The organism is Proteus sp. Marseille-Q3619, from assembly GCF_965283115.1.
In genome coordinates this window covers 1,294,541-1,310,851 of the sequence record NZ_CBDIMP010000001.1, presented here as the reverse complement: position 1 = coordinate 1,310,851, position 16,311 = coordinate 1,294,541, and the positions used below count along the sequence as shown (strand labels likewise).

The 16,311-nt window shown below is 40.4% G+C and carries 16 protein-coding genes; 14 read left to right on the top strand and 2 right to left on the bottom strand.

The window, feature by feature from the left end:
- Positions 1 to 15: 15 nt before the first annotated feature.
- Positions 16 to 1,383 (bottom strand): amino acid permease, encoded by a 1,368-nt coding sequence (locus ACWPWK_RS05960; protein ID WP_098942033.1) that lies wholly within the window; start codon positions 1,381 to 1,383, stop codon positions 16 to 18.
- 166 nt (positions 1,384 to 1,549) lie between these two features.
- On the opposite strand from ACWPWK_RS05960, the gene queE reads away from it, so the two are divergent.
- A complete protein-coding gene (queE, locus tag ACWPWK_RS05955; protein ID WP_109371455.1) occupies positions 1,550 to 2,221 on the top strand; it encodes a 7-carboxy-7-deazaguanine synthase QueE in 672 nt (223 codons plus the stop codon).
- Between the two features lie 80 nt (positions 2,222 to 2,301).
- On the opposite strand, the gene queD is transcribed toward queE, so the two are convergent.
- Entirely contained in the window at positions 2,302 to 2,667 is a 366-nt protein-coding gene (gene queD / locus ACWPWK_RS05950; protein ID WP_088494721.1) for a 6-carboxytetrahydropterin synthase QueD, read from the bottom strand.
- A 298-nt stretch (positions 2,668 to 2,965) separates the two neighbouring features.
- Here queD and cysJ point away from each other — a divergent pair, with 298 nt between their 5' ends.
- The 13 genes from cysJ (at position 2,966) to ACWPWK_RS05885 (ending at position 16,171) form a co-directional block, all read left to right on the top strand.
- Positions 2,966 to 4,777, top strand: a complete 1,812-nt coding sequence (gene cysJ / locus ACWPWK_RS05945; protein WP_109371453.1) for an NADPH-dependent assimilatory sulfite reductase flavoprotein subunit — start codon at positions 2,966 to 2,968, stop codon at positions 4,775 to 4,777.
- Positions 4,778 to 6,508: an assimilatory sulfite reductase (NADPH) hemoprotein subunit gene (gene cysI, locus ACWPWK_RS05940; RefSeq protein WP_109371451.1), complete on the top strand. Its 1,731-nt coding sequence runs from the start codon at positions 4,778 to 4,780 to the stop codon at positions 6,506 to 6,508.
- Complete coding sequence (locus ACWPWK_RS05935) at positions 6,505 to 7,236, top strand: phosphoadenylyl-sulfate reductase (protein WP_109371449.1); 732 nt, start codon at positions 6,505 to 6,507, stop codon at positions 7,234 to 7,236. Before cysI ends, ACWPWK_RS05935 begins: the two co-directional genes overlap by 4 nt.
- Before the next feature lie 206 nt (positions 7,237 to 7,442).
- Positions 7,443 to 8,864 carry a siroheme synthase CysG gene (gene cysG, locus ACWPWK_RS05930; RefSeq protein ID WP_109371447.1) on the top strand — a complete coding sequence of 474 codons (1,422 nt, stop codon included), beginning with the start codon at positions 7,443 to 7,445 and terminating at the stop codon, positions 8,862 to 8,864.
- A gap of 12 nt (positions 8,865 to 8,876) precedes the next feature.
- A complete protein-coding gene (gene cysD, locus ACWPWK_RS05925) occupies positions 8,877 to 9,785 on the top strand; it encodes a sulfate adenylyltransferase subunit CysD (protein WP_109371445.1) in 909 nt (302 codons plus the stop codon).
- Positions 9,786 to 9,796: 11 nt separating this feature from the next.
- On the top strand, positions 9,797 to 11,248 hold the full coding sequence (gene cysN / locus ACWPWK_RS05920) for a sulfate adenylyltransferase subunit CysN (RefSeq protein WP_109371443.1): 1,452 nt from the start codon (positions 9,797 to 9,799) through the stop codon (positions 11,246 to 11,248).
- Complete coding sequence (gene cysC / locus ACWPWK_RS05915) at positions 11,245 to 11,862, top strand: adenylyl-sulfate kinase (RefSeq protein WP_406588809.1); 618 nt, start codon at positions 11,245 to 11,247, stop codon at positions 11,860 to 11,862. The genes cysN and cysC overlap by 4 nt, the downstream gene beginning before the upstream one ends.
- Before the next feature lie 331 nt (positions 11,863 to 12,193).
- Positions 12,194 to 12,484 carry a cell division protein FtsB gene (ftsB, locus tag ACWPWK_RS05910; protein WP_167392467.1) on the top strand — a complete coding sequence of 97 codons (291 nt, stop codon included), beginning with the start codon at positions 12,194 to 12,196 and terminating at the stop codon, positions 12,482 to 12,484.
- Positions 12,485 to 12,523: 39 nt separating this feature from the next.
- On the top strand, positions 12,524 to 13,270 hold the full coding sequence (ispD, locus tag ACWPWK_RS05905) for a 2-C-methyl-D-erythritol 4-phosphate cytidylyltransferase (protein WP_109371437.1): 747 nt from the start codon (positions 12,524 to 12,526) through the stop codon (positions 13,268 to 13,270).
- 4 nt (positions 13,271 to 13,274) lie between these two features.
- Complete coding sequence (gene ispF / locus ACWPWK_RS05900) at positions 13,275 to 13,760, top strand: 2-C-methyl-D-erythritol 2,4-cyclodiphosphate synthase (RefSeq protein ID WP_109371435.1); 486 nt, start codon at positions 13,275 to 13,277, stop codon at positions 13,758 to 13,760.
- On the top strand, positions 13,757 to 14,809 hold the full coding sequence (truD, locus tag ACWPWK_RS05895; RefSeq protein ID WP_109371433.1) for a tRNA pseudouridine(13) synthase TruD: 1,053 nt from the start codon (positions 13,757 to 13,759) through the stop codon (positions 14,807 to 14,809). Before ispF ends, truD begins: the two co-directional genes overlap by 4 nt.
- Complete coding sequence (gene surE / locus ACWPWK_RS05890; protein ID WP_088494730.1) at positions 14,787 to 15,551, top strand: 5'/3'-nucleotidase SurE; 765 nt, start codon at positions 14,787 to 14,789, stop codon at positions 15,549 to 15,551. Before truD ends, surE begins: the two co-directional genes overlap by 23 nt.
- Positions 15,545 to 16,171: a protein-L-isoaspartate(D-aspartate) O-methyltransferase gene (locus ACWPWK_RS05885; RefSeq protein ID WP_075673789.1), complete on the top strand. Its 627-nt coding sequence runs from the start codon at positions 15,545 to 15,547 to the stop codon at positions 16,169 to 16,171. The genes surE and ACWPWK_RS05885 overlap by 7 nt, the downstream gene beginning before the upstream one ends.
- Positions 16,172 to 16,311: the final 140 nt, after the last annotated feature.

Here is a 16,311-nt window from a genome sequence, read left to right as displayed (position 1 = left end):
ATTCAGAAATGTGATTTATTTCTGGTTCATTCTCGGTTTGATACCGACATAATAGCCAACAGTTAAAATAGCTACCCATACCATACCGACAACCAATGCCATTCTGGTTGACTCAAAATAGCCTAAGATTGCGATAACAAACGCCATAAATACGATAGTCAGTGCTGGTGCAACAGGCCATAGCGGTACTGGAAATTTAAGCGTTTTCACTTCATCTGCGCTCATCTTGCGACGCATAGCAACTTGAGAAAGCAAAATCATTAACCACACCCAAACTGTTGCAAATGTCGCAATAGAAGCGATTAAAACAAAGATTTGCTCTGGAATAAGGTAGTTAAGTACTACGCCCAGCAACAATACAACAGACATCACTAGCACCGTCATCCAAGGCACACCATTGCGAGTGAGCTTCATAAAAGATTTTGGTGCTTGCCCTTCTTGAGCCATGCCGTACATCATACGACCGGCGCCGAAGATATCACTGTTGATCGCAGAAATTGCTGCTGTGATAACCACAAGGTTTAAGATATTTGCCGCTGAATTGATCCCTAGATTTGAGAAAATCTGTACAAATGGGCTACCGTTATGGCCGATTTGTTGCCAAGGGAAAATGCACATTAGAATGAAAATCGTCAGTACATAGAATAATAAGATACGAAACGGTACGGCATTGATAGCTTTAGGAATGGTTTTTTCAGGATCTTTAGCTTCACTGGCAGTAATACCAATGACCTCAATCCCACCAAACGCAAACATCACAATGGCAAGTGAGGCTATTACTCCTTCTATGCCATTTGGCATAAAGCCGCCGAACTCCCATAAGTTAGAGATACCAATAGGGTGTTCAGTTTGTTGGCCAAAACCATACATCATAATGACAACACCACCAATGATCATGGCGATAATGGCGGTCACTTTAACAATAGAAAGCCAAAATTCCATTTCACCAAATATTTTGACATGGCAAAGGTTTAAGGCACCAATAAAGCAAACTATTCCTAAAACCCATATCCACTGATCAACATCTGGGAACCAGAGTTTCATATAAAAGCCAAATGCCGTGACGTCAGCAAGACATACAATCAGCATTTCAAAAACGTAGTTCCAGCCAGTTAAGAAGCCAGCTAAAGGCCCCATATAATGGCTTGCATATTGTGAAAAAGAGCCTGCAACAGGATGATGAACTGCCATTTCACCTAATGCACGCATAACCATAAATACTGCTGCACCACCAATAAGGTAAGCAAGCAATACAGCCGGACCCGCTTTCTCAATGGCAGCCGCAGAGCCATAAAATAAACCTGTACCGATTGCAGAGCCAAGCGCCATGAAACGAATGTGCCGCCCTGATAATCCTCGTGAAAGTTGATTCTCTTTTTGCATCTAAAGTATTCCCATCTCTGTCCAACGGAGGAACTCTATCCTCTTTTTCAGTGTCTTCTCGCACGTTAGCTATTCAAAACAAACCATGTACCTTATCATAAAGCCTCTTACGGTGAGATAGTTATCTGTAATAATCATCAGCATTCATTGGATATCAGAGTTTCTTATGCAATACCCCATTAATGAAGTGTTTCAAACCTTACAGGGTGAAGGTGTTTTTACTGGCGTTCCTGCACTTTTTGTTCGATTACAGGGTTGTCCTGTAGGTTGTAGTTGGTGTGATACCAAACATACTTGGGAAAAAGAAGACGAAAAAAAAGTTCCTCTTGGCGATATTCCTATTAAAACGCAAGAAAGCGATACTTGGGGAGAAGCCAGTGTTGCCCAGATTTTATCACTTTTCCAACGGCAAGGTTATAGTGCAAAACATGTGGTTATCACGGGAGGAGAGCCTTGCTTATATGATTTACGCCCTTTAACAGAAGGATTGGAGCAAGCAGGTTTTGCCTGTCAGATAGAAACCAGTGGTACTCACGATATTTTATGTAGTGAGAAAACATGGGTGACACTTTCCCCAAAAGTAGGCATGAAAGGGGGATTTACGGTATTACCTAGCGCAATTAATAGAGCTAATGAGATAAAACATCCCGTTGGGCGTGAAAAAGATATTGAAGCGTTAGATGCCTTACTGATATTACGCACAGAGCACCCTGCGCCTGTTGTTGCCTTACAGCCCATTAGTTGTAAAGAGAGTGCGACAGCATTATGTATTAAAACCTGTATTGAACGTAATTGGCGTTTCTCGATGCAAACGCATAAGTATTTAAATATTGCGTGATCGCGTTTTTAATATAAAAAAATCAGCCAATAAAAGGCTGATTTTCTTTTAAGTGATAATGGGTTAATGTAAAACCCGATTTATTCACCGCGATAAATACATCCCGCCGTACACGTCTCTTTTACCATCACCGCAGATAATAATGGCAATGACGGTTTTACTTGTTGCCAAATCCATTTTGCCAGCACTTCGCTAGTAGGATTTTCTAGGCCTTCAATTTCATTAAGATAGTAGTGATCTAGACGCTCAAGAGTAGGTTTAAATGCGGCTTTCACATCAGCAAAATCAATAAGCCAACCTGAATGCGCATCAACTTCACCTGTTAGTTCTAATCTAACAAGAAAAGAGTGTCCATGAAGACGCCCACATTTGTGGCCTTCAGGAACATGTGGCAAATGGTGGGCTGCTTCAAACTGAAAATCTTTAAAGATGGTGGTTGTCATCAAAACTCTCTTGACTTAATTAGTAAAAAAAAGACACAAATAGAACGAAGTCTACCAGTGTAGCTGATTTAGCGTATCACGCCTAATCTCCCTTAATCTTAATGGCTTATTATGTTCCTTTTTGCTTATTCATTATATTGATAAAGGAAACCAATAAATAAATTTAGCATTTAAGGTTATTAGATAGAGCCAACAGGTCTTTAATTCACCTTCTAGTCGTGGGATACCCTCTCAATATTAGAAATATTATCAAAGAACAATAAAGCACAGATAAGTGCTTCGCTTTTTTAAGGCAGGATAAATGAGCAATCAACCTCCATTATTATCAATGCTTCCATTAACCTCGGAGCAATTGAGTAAATTACAGGACGCAACAAAAGATCTCTCAACAGCGCAGATTGCGTGGTTATCTGGCTATTTGTGGGGACAGCTTAATCCTTCTGTCATACCCACATCGACAACGGTTACCTCAGCACAAGTGCCAGAGCAGGAAACCATTACATTGATCTCTGCTTCTCAAACCGGTAATGCGCGTCACCTTGCAGAACAGTTACGAGATAATCTGGTTGCTCACAAATTGAATGTAGAACTATATTCCGCAGGTGAATATAAGTTTAAGCAGATCCATAAAACAACAACCTTGATCATCATTGCATCGACGCAAGGTGAAGGTGATCCTCCTGAAGAAGCGATAGCTTTTTATAAATATCTGAACTCTAAAAAAGCCGCTGAAATGAAAGAAACGGCTTATGCAGTATTGAGCTTAGGTGATACTTCGTATGAGCATTTCTGTAAGGCAGGAAAAGACTTTGATGAGCGAATCGCACAACTGGGGGCAACACGTTTATTACCAAGAGTTGATGCCGATGTTGAATATCAATTTGTTGCGGATGAATGGATAAAACAGCTTACAGAGCTCTTAAAAGCAAGAGTACCAGAACAAAGTACGCAAATCCTGCAACAAACACAGTCAGGTACGACAGATACAGTTAATGCCTCTATTTATCATCGAGATGCGCCTTTTACTGCTACATTACTGACTAATAAAAAAATCACAGGCAGAAATTCAGATAGAGATATTCGCCATATTGAAATCAGCCTTGAAGGTTCTGATTTACAATATCAACCGGGTGATGCGCTAGGCGTTTGGTTTAATAACTCACCTGAAAAAGTTGATGAACTTATTGCCTTGTTGTGGCTAAAAGGTGATGAACCTGTCACGTTAAAATCTCAAACATTCACCTTAAAAGAAGCGTTGCTGCATCATTGTGAACTAACTCAAAATAGCGCACCTATCGTAAAAGCCTATGCCCAATTGACGCGTCATGAAGATCTATTGTCATTGGTAGCTGATAAAACCAAGCTTCAGCAATATGCAGACAAACATCCTATTAATGAGATGGTGCGTCAATATTGTGCTCAACCCACGGCACAAGATTTTGTTGATATTTTACGTCCACTAACTCCTCGCCTTTACTCTATTGCATCGTCACAACAAGAAGTAGAAGACGAAGTACACCTTACTTTAGGGGTTGTACGTTACGACGTTAACTCGCGTACTTATACCGGTGGAGCCTCTGGTTTTTTAGCCGATAGCTTAAAAGAAGGCGATAGCGTCAATGTTTTTATCGAAAAAAATGCACATTTTCGTCTCCCTGAAGATAACACCGCATCTGTCATTATGATTGGTCCAGGCACAGGTATTGCACCTTTTAGAAGTTTTATGCAGCAGCGCGAAAATGACGCTGCAACAGGTAAAAACTGGTTATTTTTTGGTAATCCTCATTTTGTAGAAGATTTTCTCTATCAAGTGGAATGGCAACGTTATGTCAAAAGCGGTCTGTTAACTCATATCGATTTAGCATGGTCACGGGATCAAGCACATAAAATTTATGTACAAGATAAATTGCGTGAACGTGGTAATGAGATTTGGCAATGGTTACAGCAAGGTGCTTATCTTTATGTTTGTGGTGATGCATCTCGGATGGCAAAAGATGTTGAACAGGCGTTGTTAGATATTGTGATGGAGTATGGCAATAAAAATATTGAAGAAGCAGATGAATACTTAAGTGAGCTACGCCTAGAACGGCGTTATCAGAGGGATGTCTATTAAATGAAATCACACACTCAAGCGCCCTTAGTGGTTGAAGGGAAACTGGCTGATAGTGAACGTATGAAAAAAGAGAGTCACTTTTTACGCGGCACTATTACAGAAGACTTACAAAATGGTTTAACTGGTGGCTTTGAAGGCGATAACTTTTTGTTAATTCGCTTTCATGGCATGTATCAGCAAGATGACAGAGATATTCGTGCTGAACGTGCGGAGCAAATGCTAGAACCTCGCCATGCCATGATGCTACGCTGCCGTTTACCCGGCGGCATTATTTCGCCTAAACAGTGGCTTAGCATTGATAAGTTTGCGACTGAAAATACGCTTTATGGCAGTATTCGTATTACTAATCGTCAAACATTTCAATTTCATGGCATTTTAAAAGGTAATGTAAAACCCGCACATCAGATGCTTGCAGCAACAGGGTTGGATTCTCTAGCTACTGCGAATGATGTTAACCGTAATGTCTTATGTACTTCAAACCCAGTACAATCTTCATTACACCAAGAAGCGTATGAGTGGGCGAAAAAAATATCAGAACACTTATTACCTCGCACTCATGCTTATGCGGAAATTTGGTTAGATAAAGAGAAAGTTGCAACCACAGACGAAGAGCCTATTTTGGGGGAAACCTACTTACCACGAAAATTTAAAACGTCAGTGGTGATCCCGCCTCATAATGATGTTGATCTTCATGCGAATGACATGAATTTTATTGCGATTGCTGAAAACGGGCATTTAGTCGGTTTTAATGTACTTGTGGGGGGCGGTTTAGCTATGACACATGGCGATAAGAATACCTTTCCTCGCTTAGCCAGTGAGTTTGGTTATATCCCTATTGAGAATACATTGGCAATTGCAGAAGCGATTGTGACAACTCAGCGTGACTGGGGAAATCGAACTGAACGCAAAAATGCAAAAACAAAATACACATTAGAGCGTGTTGGCGTAGAAACGTTTAAACAAGAGGTTGAACGTCGCTCAGGTGTCACTTTTGAGGCTATTCGACCTTATGAATTTACCCATCGAGGCGATCAAATTGGTTGGTTAAAAGGTGTTGATGATAAATGGCACCTGACTTTATTTATTGAAAGTGGACGGCTGATTGATGCGCCTGATGCTCCATTAAAAACAGGTGTTGCTGAAATCGCCAAAATTCATCAAGGTGATTTTCGCCTTACCGCAAATCAAAACTTAATTGTCGCAGGTGTACCTGAAAGCGAAAAAGCCAATATTGAAGCTATTGCACGTCAATATGGTTTGATTAACGATAACGTTACACCTCTGCGTGAACATGCAATGGCGTGTGTTTCTTTCCCAACTTGCCCATTGGCAATGGCAGAGGCAGAACGCTTCCTACCTGCATTTACCGATGCACTTGATAGCTTAATGACTAAACATGGTGTGAGTGAAGAGCATATTGTTGTGCGCGTAACGGGATGCCCAAATGGCTGTGGTCGAGCAATGCTTGCAGAAGTTGGGCTGGTGGGGAAAGCACCTGATCGCTATAACTTACATTTAGGGGGTAATCGTATCGGGACACGTATTCCGAGAATGTATCGCGAAAATATTACCTCACAAGAAATCATCGCAATACTTGATTCACTGATTGGTGAATGGGCAGTTTCTCGTCATAACAATGAAGGTTTTGGTGATTTTCTTATTCGCACTGATGTTGTTAAACCCATACTTAATTCTGCTATTGATTTTTATGAAGTGCAGGAGGCGGTATGAGCCTATTTCAGCTTGCTTCGCTAAAACAGTTACCTGTTGAAGAGCAGACACATGCTTTGAGCCAGATTAATCAACGGTTAGAGCAATTAAACGCCATTGAACGGGTTACTTGGGCTTTAGATAATTTACCTAAAGCCTTTGTATTAAGCTCCAGTTTTGGTATTCAAGCCGCGGTTTGTTTGCATTTAATGACAAGACAATACCCTGATATCCCCGTGATTTTGACTGATACGGGCTACTTATTTCCTGAAACCTACCAGTTTATTGATAGTCTAACGCAGCAGTTACAACTTAACTTGAAGGTCTATCGAGCTGAAATATCTTCATCTTGGCAAGAGGCGCGTTACGGCAAACTTTGGTTAGAAGGCATTGAAGGTATTGAGCGTTATAACCAGATAAATAAAGTAGAGCCAATGGAAAGAGCTTTACGTGAATTACAGGCTCAAACGTGGTTTGCAGGTCTTCGTCGTCAGCAATCTAAAAGTCGTGAACATTTGCCTGTGCTTTCAATAGCAAAAGGGATCTTTAAGTTTCTACCCATCGTTGATTGGGATAATAAGAAAGTTTATCAATATCTTAAAGAAAACGACTTACCTTATCACCCTTTATGGGAGCAAGGTTATCTCTCTGTGGGAGATACTCATACAACCCGAAAATGGGAAGAGGGTATGAGTGAAGAAGAAACACGATTTTTTGGCTTAAAACGTGAGTGTGGATTACACGAATAACGTCATTAACTACCAATAAGTAATGAGGGTAATAGAGCTTATCTATTGCCCTTTTTGTCATTTCTTAAAATCATAACTATTTGAAAGTATTTTATTTTTCCTTATTCCTTTCTGTTCCATCACATAGCTTTTTGTCATTTCATAACCCTTAAAGCACCTTTTATAGTCGTTAGTTATAAAGTGAACAACGAAGGTGAAATGCGCGTATGGATTACCTACCCTTATTTGTGGAATTAAAAGAACGCCCAGTGTTATTGGTTGGTGGTGGTCATGTTGCTGCGCGTAAAGCTTTGCTGTTATTAAGAGCAGGCGCTCGCTTAAGAGTGATTGCACCTCAGTTGTGTGATGAATTACATCTTGCTTATCAACAAGAAAAAATTGAATGGGTATCAGCCAAATATCAATCTGAACATCTATTAGGAATGATACTTGTGATTGTGGCAACGGATGACAGTGTGCTTAATCAGCAAGTTTATCTTGATGCACAAGCGCGGCATATTTTTGTCAATGTTGTGGATTCACAACCTCAATGCTCATTTATTTTTCCCGCCATTATCGATAGAAACCCCATTTTGATTGCTATCTCATCGGCTGGGAAAGCCCCTGTTTTAGTGCGAATGATACGTGAAAAACTAGAAGCGTTATTGCCAAACTCATTAGGTGCAATGGCAACAATTGCTGGAAAATGGCGCAATAAAGTGAAACAGCAATTAGGCTCGTTTCAAGCGCGTTGCCGTTTTTGGGAGCGAGCGTTTAGTGGCAAATTTGCCGCTTTAGTGGCAAGTGATCAGCTGGCACAAGCAGAAGCCTTGCTTGCACAACAATTGACACAAAAAGAGATCCAACAAGGTGAATTAGCATTAGTTGGGGCAGGTCCCGGTGATGCAGGATTATTAACACTGCGCGGTTTACAGGTTATTCAACAAGCGGAAGTCGTGCTCTATGACAGTTTAGTGAGTCCAGAGGTTTTAGAGCTTGTTCGTCGTGATGCTGACACTATTTGTGTAGGTAAAAGAGCGGGACATCATAGCGTTTCTCAAGAAGAAACGAATGCGCTGATCGTGAAATATGCGCAACTTGGTAAACGCGTTGTCCGATTAAAAGGGGGTGATCCCTTTATTTTTGGGCGAGGTGGCGAAGAATTAGAGGTTGCAGTACAGCATGGTATTTCATTCCAAGTTATTCCAGGGGTTACTGCGGCAAGTGGCGCAAGTGCATACGCGGGTATTCCATTAACGCATCGTCAATATGCACAAAGCGTCACCTTTATGACAGGGCATTGTAAACCTGACGGAATAGAGCCTGACTGGGCTTCATTAGCGCAGGCGAATCATACGTTAGCTATTTATATGGGAACAACAAAAGCCGAGCTTATTAGCCAACGATTAATTGAGTTGGGGCGTTCGCCTTTAACGCCCATCGCGGTGATTAGTTGTGGTACACGCCATGATCAACAAGTTTTCACGGGAAATCTAACGCAACTCGCACAATTAGCAGAAAAAGCACCAACTCCGGCTTTATTGATTGTAGGAGAAGTTGCCGCATTACATCACCAACTGGCGTGGTTTGGCGATAGACAATCCCAATCAACATCACTAATCCACTCACCTTTGGTTCATTTTGCCTAAAACGAGGTTGTTATGAATGAAACACAATTAACCCATCTTCAGCAATTAGAAGCAGAAAGCATTTATATTCTGCGCGAAGTTGTCGCTGAATTTGAAAATCCCGTCATGCTTTATTCAATAGGCAAAGATTCCTCGGTGATGTTGCATTTAGCACGTAAAGCGTTTTATCCCGCTAAATTACCTTTTCCTTTGTTGCATGTTGATACTGGCTGGAAATTCCGAGAAATGTATGAGTTTCGAGATAAAACGGCTAAAGAATATGGCTTTGATCTTAACGTTTATCGCAATCCGCAAGGTGTAGAACTTGGGATCAATCCATTTATTCATGGTAGTGCAAAACACACGGATATCATGAAAACAGAAGGGCTAAAGCAAGCCTTAGACAAATATGGTTTTGATGCGGCATTTGGCGGTGCGCGCCGTGATGAAGAAAAATCACGCGCCAAAGAGCGTATTTATTCATTTAGAGATAGAAAGCATCGCTGGGATCCGAAAAACCAACGACCTGAATTATGGAAAAACTATAACGGACAGATTAATAAAGGTGAAAGTATTCGTGTATTTCCACTCTCTAACTGGACGGAACTCGATATTTGGCAATATATCTATTTAGAGAATATCGATATTGTTCCTCTCTATTTTGCCAAAAATAGACCGGTTATTGAACGTGATGGCACCTTAATTATGGTAGATGACGACAGAATTGATCTAAAACCGGGTGAAGTGATCACACAGCAAAAAGTGAGATTTAGAACGCTGGGATGCTGGCCATTAACGGGTGCTATTCCTTCACAAGCAGAAACTCTACCCGCCATTATTGAAGAAATGCTGATTTCCACCAGCAGCGAACGACAAGGGCGTTTAATTGACAGTGATCAGTCGGCCTCAATGGAACTGAAAAAGCGCCAAGGTTATTTTTAATCGGAGGAAATATGGGACTTTTAGCCATAAAAACGAATCAACTTGTCGCGGGTGAAATCGCACAACAGGGCGGTGTAGATCGCTATCTTAAGGCTCAACAGAATAAAGGATTACTGCGATTTCTAACCTGTGGAAATGTCGATGATGGAAAAAGTACATTAATAGGACGTTTACTTCATGACACAAGGCAGATCTACGAAGATCAGCTTTCTACATTACAAAATGAAAGTAAAAAGATCGGTACTCAAGGTGAAAAGCTCGATCTTGCTTTGCTGGTGGATGGATTAGCTGCGGAAAGAGAGCAAGGGATCACGATTGATGTTGCTTACCGCTATTTTTCAACGTCAAAACGTAAGTTTATTATTGCTGATACGCCAGGACATGCTCAATATACTCGCAATATGGCGACAGGTGCATCAACAAGTTCACTTTCTATTCTGTTGATCGATGCTCGAAAAGGCGTACAAGAACAAACAAGGCGACACAGTTTTATCAGCACACTCCTTGGGATCCGCCATTTAATCGTTGCGATCAATAAAATGGATCTGGTGGATTATCAGCAAGCGACCTTTGATTCGATCCAGCAAGATTATCTTAAATTTGCCGATCAACTCCCAACAGATCTTATTATTGAATTTGTCCCTATTTCCGCTCTTGATGGTGACAATGTGGTTTCTCCCTCATTGAATATGCCTTGGTATCAAGGAAAAACATTGCTTTCATTATTGGAAGATGCGCCAGTTAAGTTAGGCTCTAAGTCTCAATCACTGCGTTTCCCTGTACAATATGTAAATCGTCCAGATTTAGATTTTAGAGGATACAGCGGAACGGTGTCTTCAGGCGTGCTTTATCAAGGGCAACAAATCAAAATATTACCTTCAGGAAAACATACAACGATCAAACGTATTGTCACTTTTGATGGTGATTTAACGCAAGCTAAAGCAGGGCAAGCAATCACATTGGTTCTGGCTGATGAAATTGATATTAGTCGTGGGGATATTATCGTTGATGATAATGATACAACTGCCAATATTAGCACTCATGCGTTAATTGATGTGGTGTGGATGTCAGAGCAGCCTTTAGTACAAGGCCATACTCTGGATATCAAAATTGCAGGTAAAAAAAGCCGCGCCAAAATAGAAAATATTCATTATCAAGTGGATGTAAATAAACTCACCCAACAAGTAACAGATAATTTAAGTTTAAATGCGATTGGTAGTGTTGAAGTCTCATTTGAAGAGCCTCTGGTGCTGGATAACTATCAAGTTAATGCTGATACCGGAGGATTAATACTGATTGATCGACTAAGCAATGTCACCGTAGGTGCTGGGCTTATTCGAGAAACGAGAGATAACGCGATACAAACGATGACGCAATATGATGCTTTTGAAGTCGAGTTAAACCAGCTTATCCGTCGCCACTTTCCCCATTGGGGAGCAAGAGATCTTCTTGGAGGAAAATAGTGGTGATAAGCAACGATATTGTTTGGCATCCTCATAAAATTGGATTAAATGAACGCGAATCACAACAAGCACACAAAGGATGTGTGCTTTGGTTTACAGGGTTATCTGGCTCAGGTAAATCCACACTTGCCGATGCACTAGAACAAGCGCTTTATCAATATTCACAAAAGCATTCGCCTATTCATAGCTATTTATTAGATGGGGATAACTTACGCCATGGATTGTGTAATGATCTTGGATTTAGTGCCGAAGATAGGCATGAGAATATTCGCCGTGTAGGGGAAGTGGCTAAATTGATGGTCGATGCGGGGCTTCTTGTCTTAACGGCTTTTATCTCTCCTTACCAAAAAGACAGACAACAAGTGAGAGATCGCTTTGAGCAAGGAAGATTTATTGAGATCTTTGTTGATACTCCCCTTTCTATTTGTGAAGCCCGTGATCCGAAAGGGCTTTATCAAAAAGCAAGACGTGGTGAGATAACGCAATTTTCAGGTATAGATTCACCTTATGAACAGCCCATTGATCCTGAATTACATTTAGACGGTACACTTTCTATAAGTGAACTAACCCAACAAATCCTCGCATATCTACGGCAAAACCAAATTTACCGTTAATTTTATGATGGCATTAAATTATCTTTACACGAACCGCCGATAAAAAGGGGGAAATGTGTAGAGATAATGTATGCAATTAGAGTAAAAACGCTTATTTTTGTATATCATTTAAAATACAATTCATGCTTTAATTGAGCATTCACTTATTTATAAAGTAACCCCATAGCACTTCATCTTAATAAGAAAAAATCACACCTTAGTCTGGATTTTATAGATGTTACCCACGTTTATAGTGAGGAGAAGAGGAATAATAATGTAATATATTCCAGCGCTTTTGTGGCGTCTGTTGTTGAGTTGTGGGATGATTAGCCCATTAATCTTGGGGGTGGTAATGGGGAAATTAACAGTCTTACTTCTGATTTTACTTGGTTGGCTACAATATTCATTGTGGTTAGGTAAAAATGGTATCCATGATTACAACAAAGTAACTCAAGAAGTTCAATCTGCATTGGCGCAAAATACGCAGTTAAAAGAGCGTAATGATCGTCTATTTGCAGAGATTGATGACCTCAATGGCGGGCAAGAAGCGTTAGAAGAACGCGCTCGTAGTGAGTTAGGTATGATAAAGCCTAATGAGACATTTTTCCGAATTGTGAGCGATAAATCTCAACCACGTCGTTAATTTATTGAATTAATAGTGTGTCCTGATACAAATATCATAATGAATATAACAAACTCAACTCTTCCTATTGTTGCCATTATTCCAGCAGCCGGTATTGGAAGTCGAATGCAATCAGTCTGCCCAAAACAATACTTGAAGATTGGCGGATTGACTATTCTTGAACATACCATTAATGCCTTATTAAAACACTTACGTATAACGCACATTATCGTGGCGATCAGCCCTAATGACAGCTATTTTCACACGTTACCTTTAGCGCAAGATGAAAGAATAATTACGGTTAATGGTGGTGGTGAACGCGCTGACTCTGTATTGTCTGGTTTAGAGTATGTCACTCAACACTTTTCTGAAAATACATGGGCGTTAGTTCATGATGCCGCAAGACCTTGCCTACATTTTGGCGATCTTGATCATCTAATTAAATTAATTGATGAAAACGTTGTGAACCCACAATTTTGTGGTGGCATTCTTGCGACACCTGTTCGCGATACAATGAAACGTAGTCATCAACAAGATAATCATATTGAACAAACAGTAGAAAGAACAACCCTATGGCATGCATTAACGCCACAAGTCTTTCCTGCATTGTTATTAAAACAAAATATAGAAAATGCACTCTCACAAAAAGCGACGATCACTGATGAAGCCTCAGCGATGGAGTTTGCTGGATATGAACCTTTATTAGTTAAAGGGCGTGCAGATAATATCAAAGTTACTCAGCCAGAAGATTTAGCGCTTGCAGAGTTTTTCCTCTCACGCCAAATCACCAGTATAAGGAACACATAATAAAATGAGAATTGGACACGGTTACGACGTACACAAATTTGGCGGTGAAGGTCCCATTATTATTGGCGGCGTCAGAGTTCCTTATGAGCAAGGGCTGTTAGCTCACTCTGACGGTGATGTTGCATTACATGCGGTTACAGATGCTATTTTAGGCGCGGTAGCGATGGGCGACATTGGCACATTGTTTCCTGATACTGATCCTGCATACAAAGGTGCAGATAGCCGTGTACTCCTTCGTGAAGCATTCTCACGCGTGAGAGCAAAAGGTTACCGAATTGGTAATTTAGATGTCACGATTATTGCTCAGGCACCCAAAATGCTACCTCATACACCGCAAATGCGCGTCAATATCGCTGAAGATCTTCATTGCCATGTTGATGATATCAATGTGAAAGCGACTACAACAGAAAAGCTTGGCTTTGTTGGTAGAAAAGAAGGCATTGCCTGTGAAGCTGTCGTTTTATTAATGAAAGAGTCATTACCTGAATGAGTGATTTACCTGAACTCCATTGGTTACATGGAAAACCACAAGCAACAGGCTTACTAAAGTCAATTCCTGAAGATTTTATTGTCTGTGAAGATCTTGGCTTCACCCTTGATGGTGAAGGCGAGCATGTCATGGTGAAAATCAGAAAAACAGGTTGTAACACGGCTTTTGTTGCTGAAAAATTAGCAAAATTTGTAGGTATTCATCCGCGTGATGCCAGTTACGCTGGACTAAAAGACAGAAATGCTGTTACTGAACAATGGTTTTGCCTGCGAATGCCGGGTAAAGAGATGCCCGATTTTAGTCAGCTTGTTTTAGAAGGTTGTGAAATTCTAGAAACGACTCGCCAACAACGTAAATTACGTATAGGAACGCTAAAAGGTAATCACTTTACATTGGTGTTACGAGAAATTTCTGATCGCGATTTTGTTGATACTCGATTAGCGCAAATAAAAGCAAAAGGTATTCCTAACTACTTTGGTGCTCAACGATTCGGTCGTAATGGTGATAATTTACGACAAGCCATGCGTTGGGCAACGGACGAAATCCGCGTAAAAGAACGAGGAAAACGTAGCTTTTATCTCTCAGCAGCCCGTAGTGCGATGTTTAATCATATTGTCAGCAAAAGATTGGAATATGATTTATATTCAAAAGTGATACTCGGTGATGCAATGCAGCTTCATGGAAGAGGTAGCTGGTTTGTTGTTGATGAAGCAGAATTGGCTCAAACACAAACTCGTTATGAAGAGCATGATGTTCATATTACGGCACCTTTGCCAGGTAAAGGTGATTTAGGTACACAATCACAAGCATTGGATTTTGAAACTGAAAATCTGGCAGAATATGAAGTCTTCTGGTCACTAGCTCGACAAGAACGCGTTGATAATACAAGACGTGCTATCAATGTATTACCAGAAAATATGTCATGGAATTGGGTAGACGACACCACTGTTTCTCTGTCATTCTTTTTACCCGCAGGAAGCTTTGCAACTAGCGTTGTACGTGAATTAATTTTATTAGGGAATGATGATGCTGAAAATATTGGTGAGTAATGACGATGGTGTGATGGCAAAGGGGATACAGACTCTCGCTAAAGCATTGCGCCAGCGTTATGATGTACAAATTGTTGCACCTGATCGTAATCGTAGTGCTGCATCTAATTCTTTAACAATTGACAGACCTCTACGTAAGCAAGAGCTTGAGAATGGGGATATTGCGATTGTTGAGGGAACACCGACAGATTGCGTTTATCTTGGTGTAAACCATTTAGTACGTCCTCGTCCTGATATTGTGGTTTCTGGTATTAATCATGGTCCTAATTTGGGTGATGATGTTATTTATTCAGGTACTGTTGCAGCGGCAACAGAAGGGCGTTTTTTAGGTTTACCCGCCATTGCTGTTTCACTTGATGGTGAAACGCACTTTGAGACAGCCGCTCAAGTGACTTGTGAAGTTTTGGCAATGTTACAACAAGTACCGTTAAGAGCGGGAAATATTCTCAATATTAACGTACCTGATATTCCTCTTGATGAAGTAAAAGGTTTTCGTATTACACGTTGTGGTAGTCGACATGCTTCACAACATGTTTATACACATACTGATCCTCGAGGAAATAGTCTTTATTGGATTGGGCCTCCAGGTGAAAAAAATGATGTAGGCCCTGATACAGATTTTGCTGCTGTTGACGAAGGTTATGTTTCGATAACCCCATTACATGTCGATTTAACAGCCTATAAAGCACTTGATTTACTACAAAATTGGTTAAATAAAGCAGAGGTCAAAAAAACATGTTAAGTCGGTCAATGAAAGACTTACTGACAATGTTAAAACAGCATGGTATCAAGGATGAGAGCCTGTTGGAAGCAATGAGTAAAGTACCAAGAGAGCTTTTTATTGATGAAGCGCTTTCTCATAAGGCTTATGAAAATACGGCTTTGCCTATTGGCAATGGGCAAACTATTTCACAGCCTTATATTGTTGCCAAAATGACAACGCTACTGGAATTACAAAGTACCGATTCTGTATTAGAAATTGGTACAGGTTCGGGATATCAAACTGCAGTATTAGCAAATTTAGTTCATCATGTTAGTTCCGTTGAGCGTATAAAGATATTGCAATGGCAAGCTAAACGGCGCTTTAAACATCTTGATTTACATAATATCTCGACACGTCATGGTGATGGATGGGAAGGTTGGTCATCAAAAGCTCCTTTTAATGCCATAATAGTGACAGCGTGTGCAACAGAAGTACCACAACAGTTATTGATGCAGTTAGCCGATGGTGGCAGGATGATCATACCTGTTGGTGAACAACAACAAATACTGAAGTTTATCCGACGTTTAGGTAATGATTTTCACTATCAATCTATAGAAACTGTTAGATTTGTTCCTTTAATCGCAGGTGAGTTAGCATAACTTCCAGATAAATCTGACCGTTTTTTATTACTGCTTTTTAATAGCTTGTCGTAATCTGCACTAATAAATGAAACATTTTCAAAAAATTGCAGTCTTTTTGTTTAACTCGACAAATTGCTAGATGCTAATGCCTTTTTAAA

Coding starts and splice junctions, on each gene's coding strand:
- ftsB (WP_167392467.1), top strand. CDS start 12,194: ATGGGGAAATTAACAGTCTTACTTCTGATTTTACTTGGTTGGCTACAA.
- surE (WP_088494730.1), top strand. CDS start 14,787: ATGCTGAAAATATTGGTGAGTAATGACGATGGTGTGATGGCAAAGGGG.
- ACWPWK_RS05960 (WP_098942033.1), bottom strand. CDS start 1,383: ATGCAAAAAGAGAATCAACTTTCACGAGGATTATCAGGGCGGCACATT.
- queE (WP_109371455.1), top strand. CDS start 1,550: ATGCAATACCCCATTAATGAAGTGTTTCAAACCTTACAGGGTGAAGGT.
- cysI (WP_109371451.1), top strand. CDS start 4,778: ATGAAATCACACACTCAAGCGCCCTTAGTGGTTGAAGGGAAACTGGCT.
- ACWPWK_RS05935 (WP_109371449.1), top strand. CDS start 6,505: ATGAGCCTATTTCAGCTTGCTTCGCTAAAACAGTTACCTGTTGAAGAG.
- cysJ (WP_109371453.1), top strand. CDS start 2,966: ATGAGCAATCAACCTCCATTATTATCAATGCTTCCATTAACCTCGGAG.
- ispF (WP_109371435.1), top strand. CDS start 13,275: ATGAGAATTGGACACGGTTACGACGTACACAAATTTGGCGGTGAAGGT.
- truD (WP_109371433.1), top strand. CDS start 13,757: ATGAGTGATTTACCTGAACTCCATTGGTTACATGGAAAACCACAAGCA.
- ispD (WP_109371437.1), top strand. CDS start 12,524: ATGAATATAACAAACTCAACTCTTCCTATTGTTGCCATTATTCCAGCA.
- ACWPWK_RS05885 (WP_075673789.1), top strand. CDS start 15,545: ATGTTAAGTCGGTCAATGAAAGACTTACTGACAATGTTAAAACAGCAT.
- cysN (WP_109371443.1), top strand. CDS start 9,797: ATGGGACTTTTAGCCATAAAAACGAATCAACTTGTCGCGGGTGAAATC.
- cysG (WP_109371447.1), top strand. CDS start 7,443: ATGGATTACCTACCCTTATTTGTGGAATTAAAAGAACGCCCAGTGTTA.
- cysD (WP_109371445.1), top strand. CDS start 8,877: ATGAATGAAACACAATTAACCCATCTTCAGCAATTAGAAGCAGAAAGC.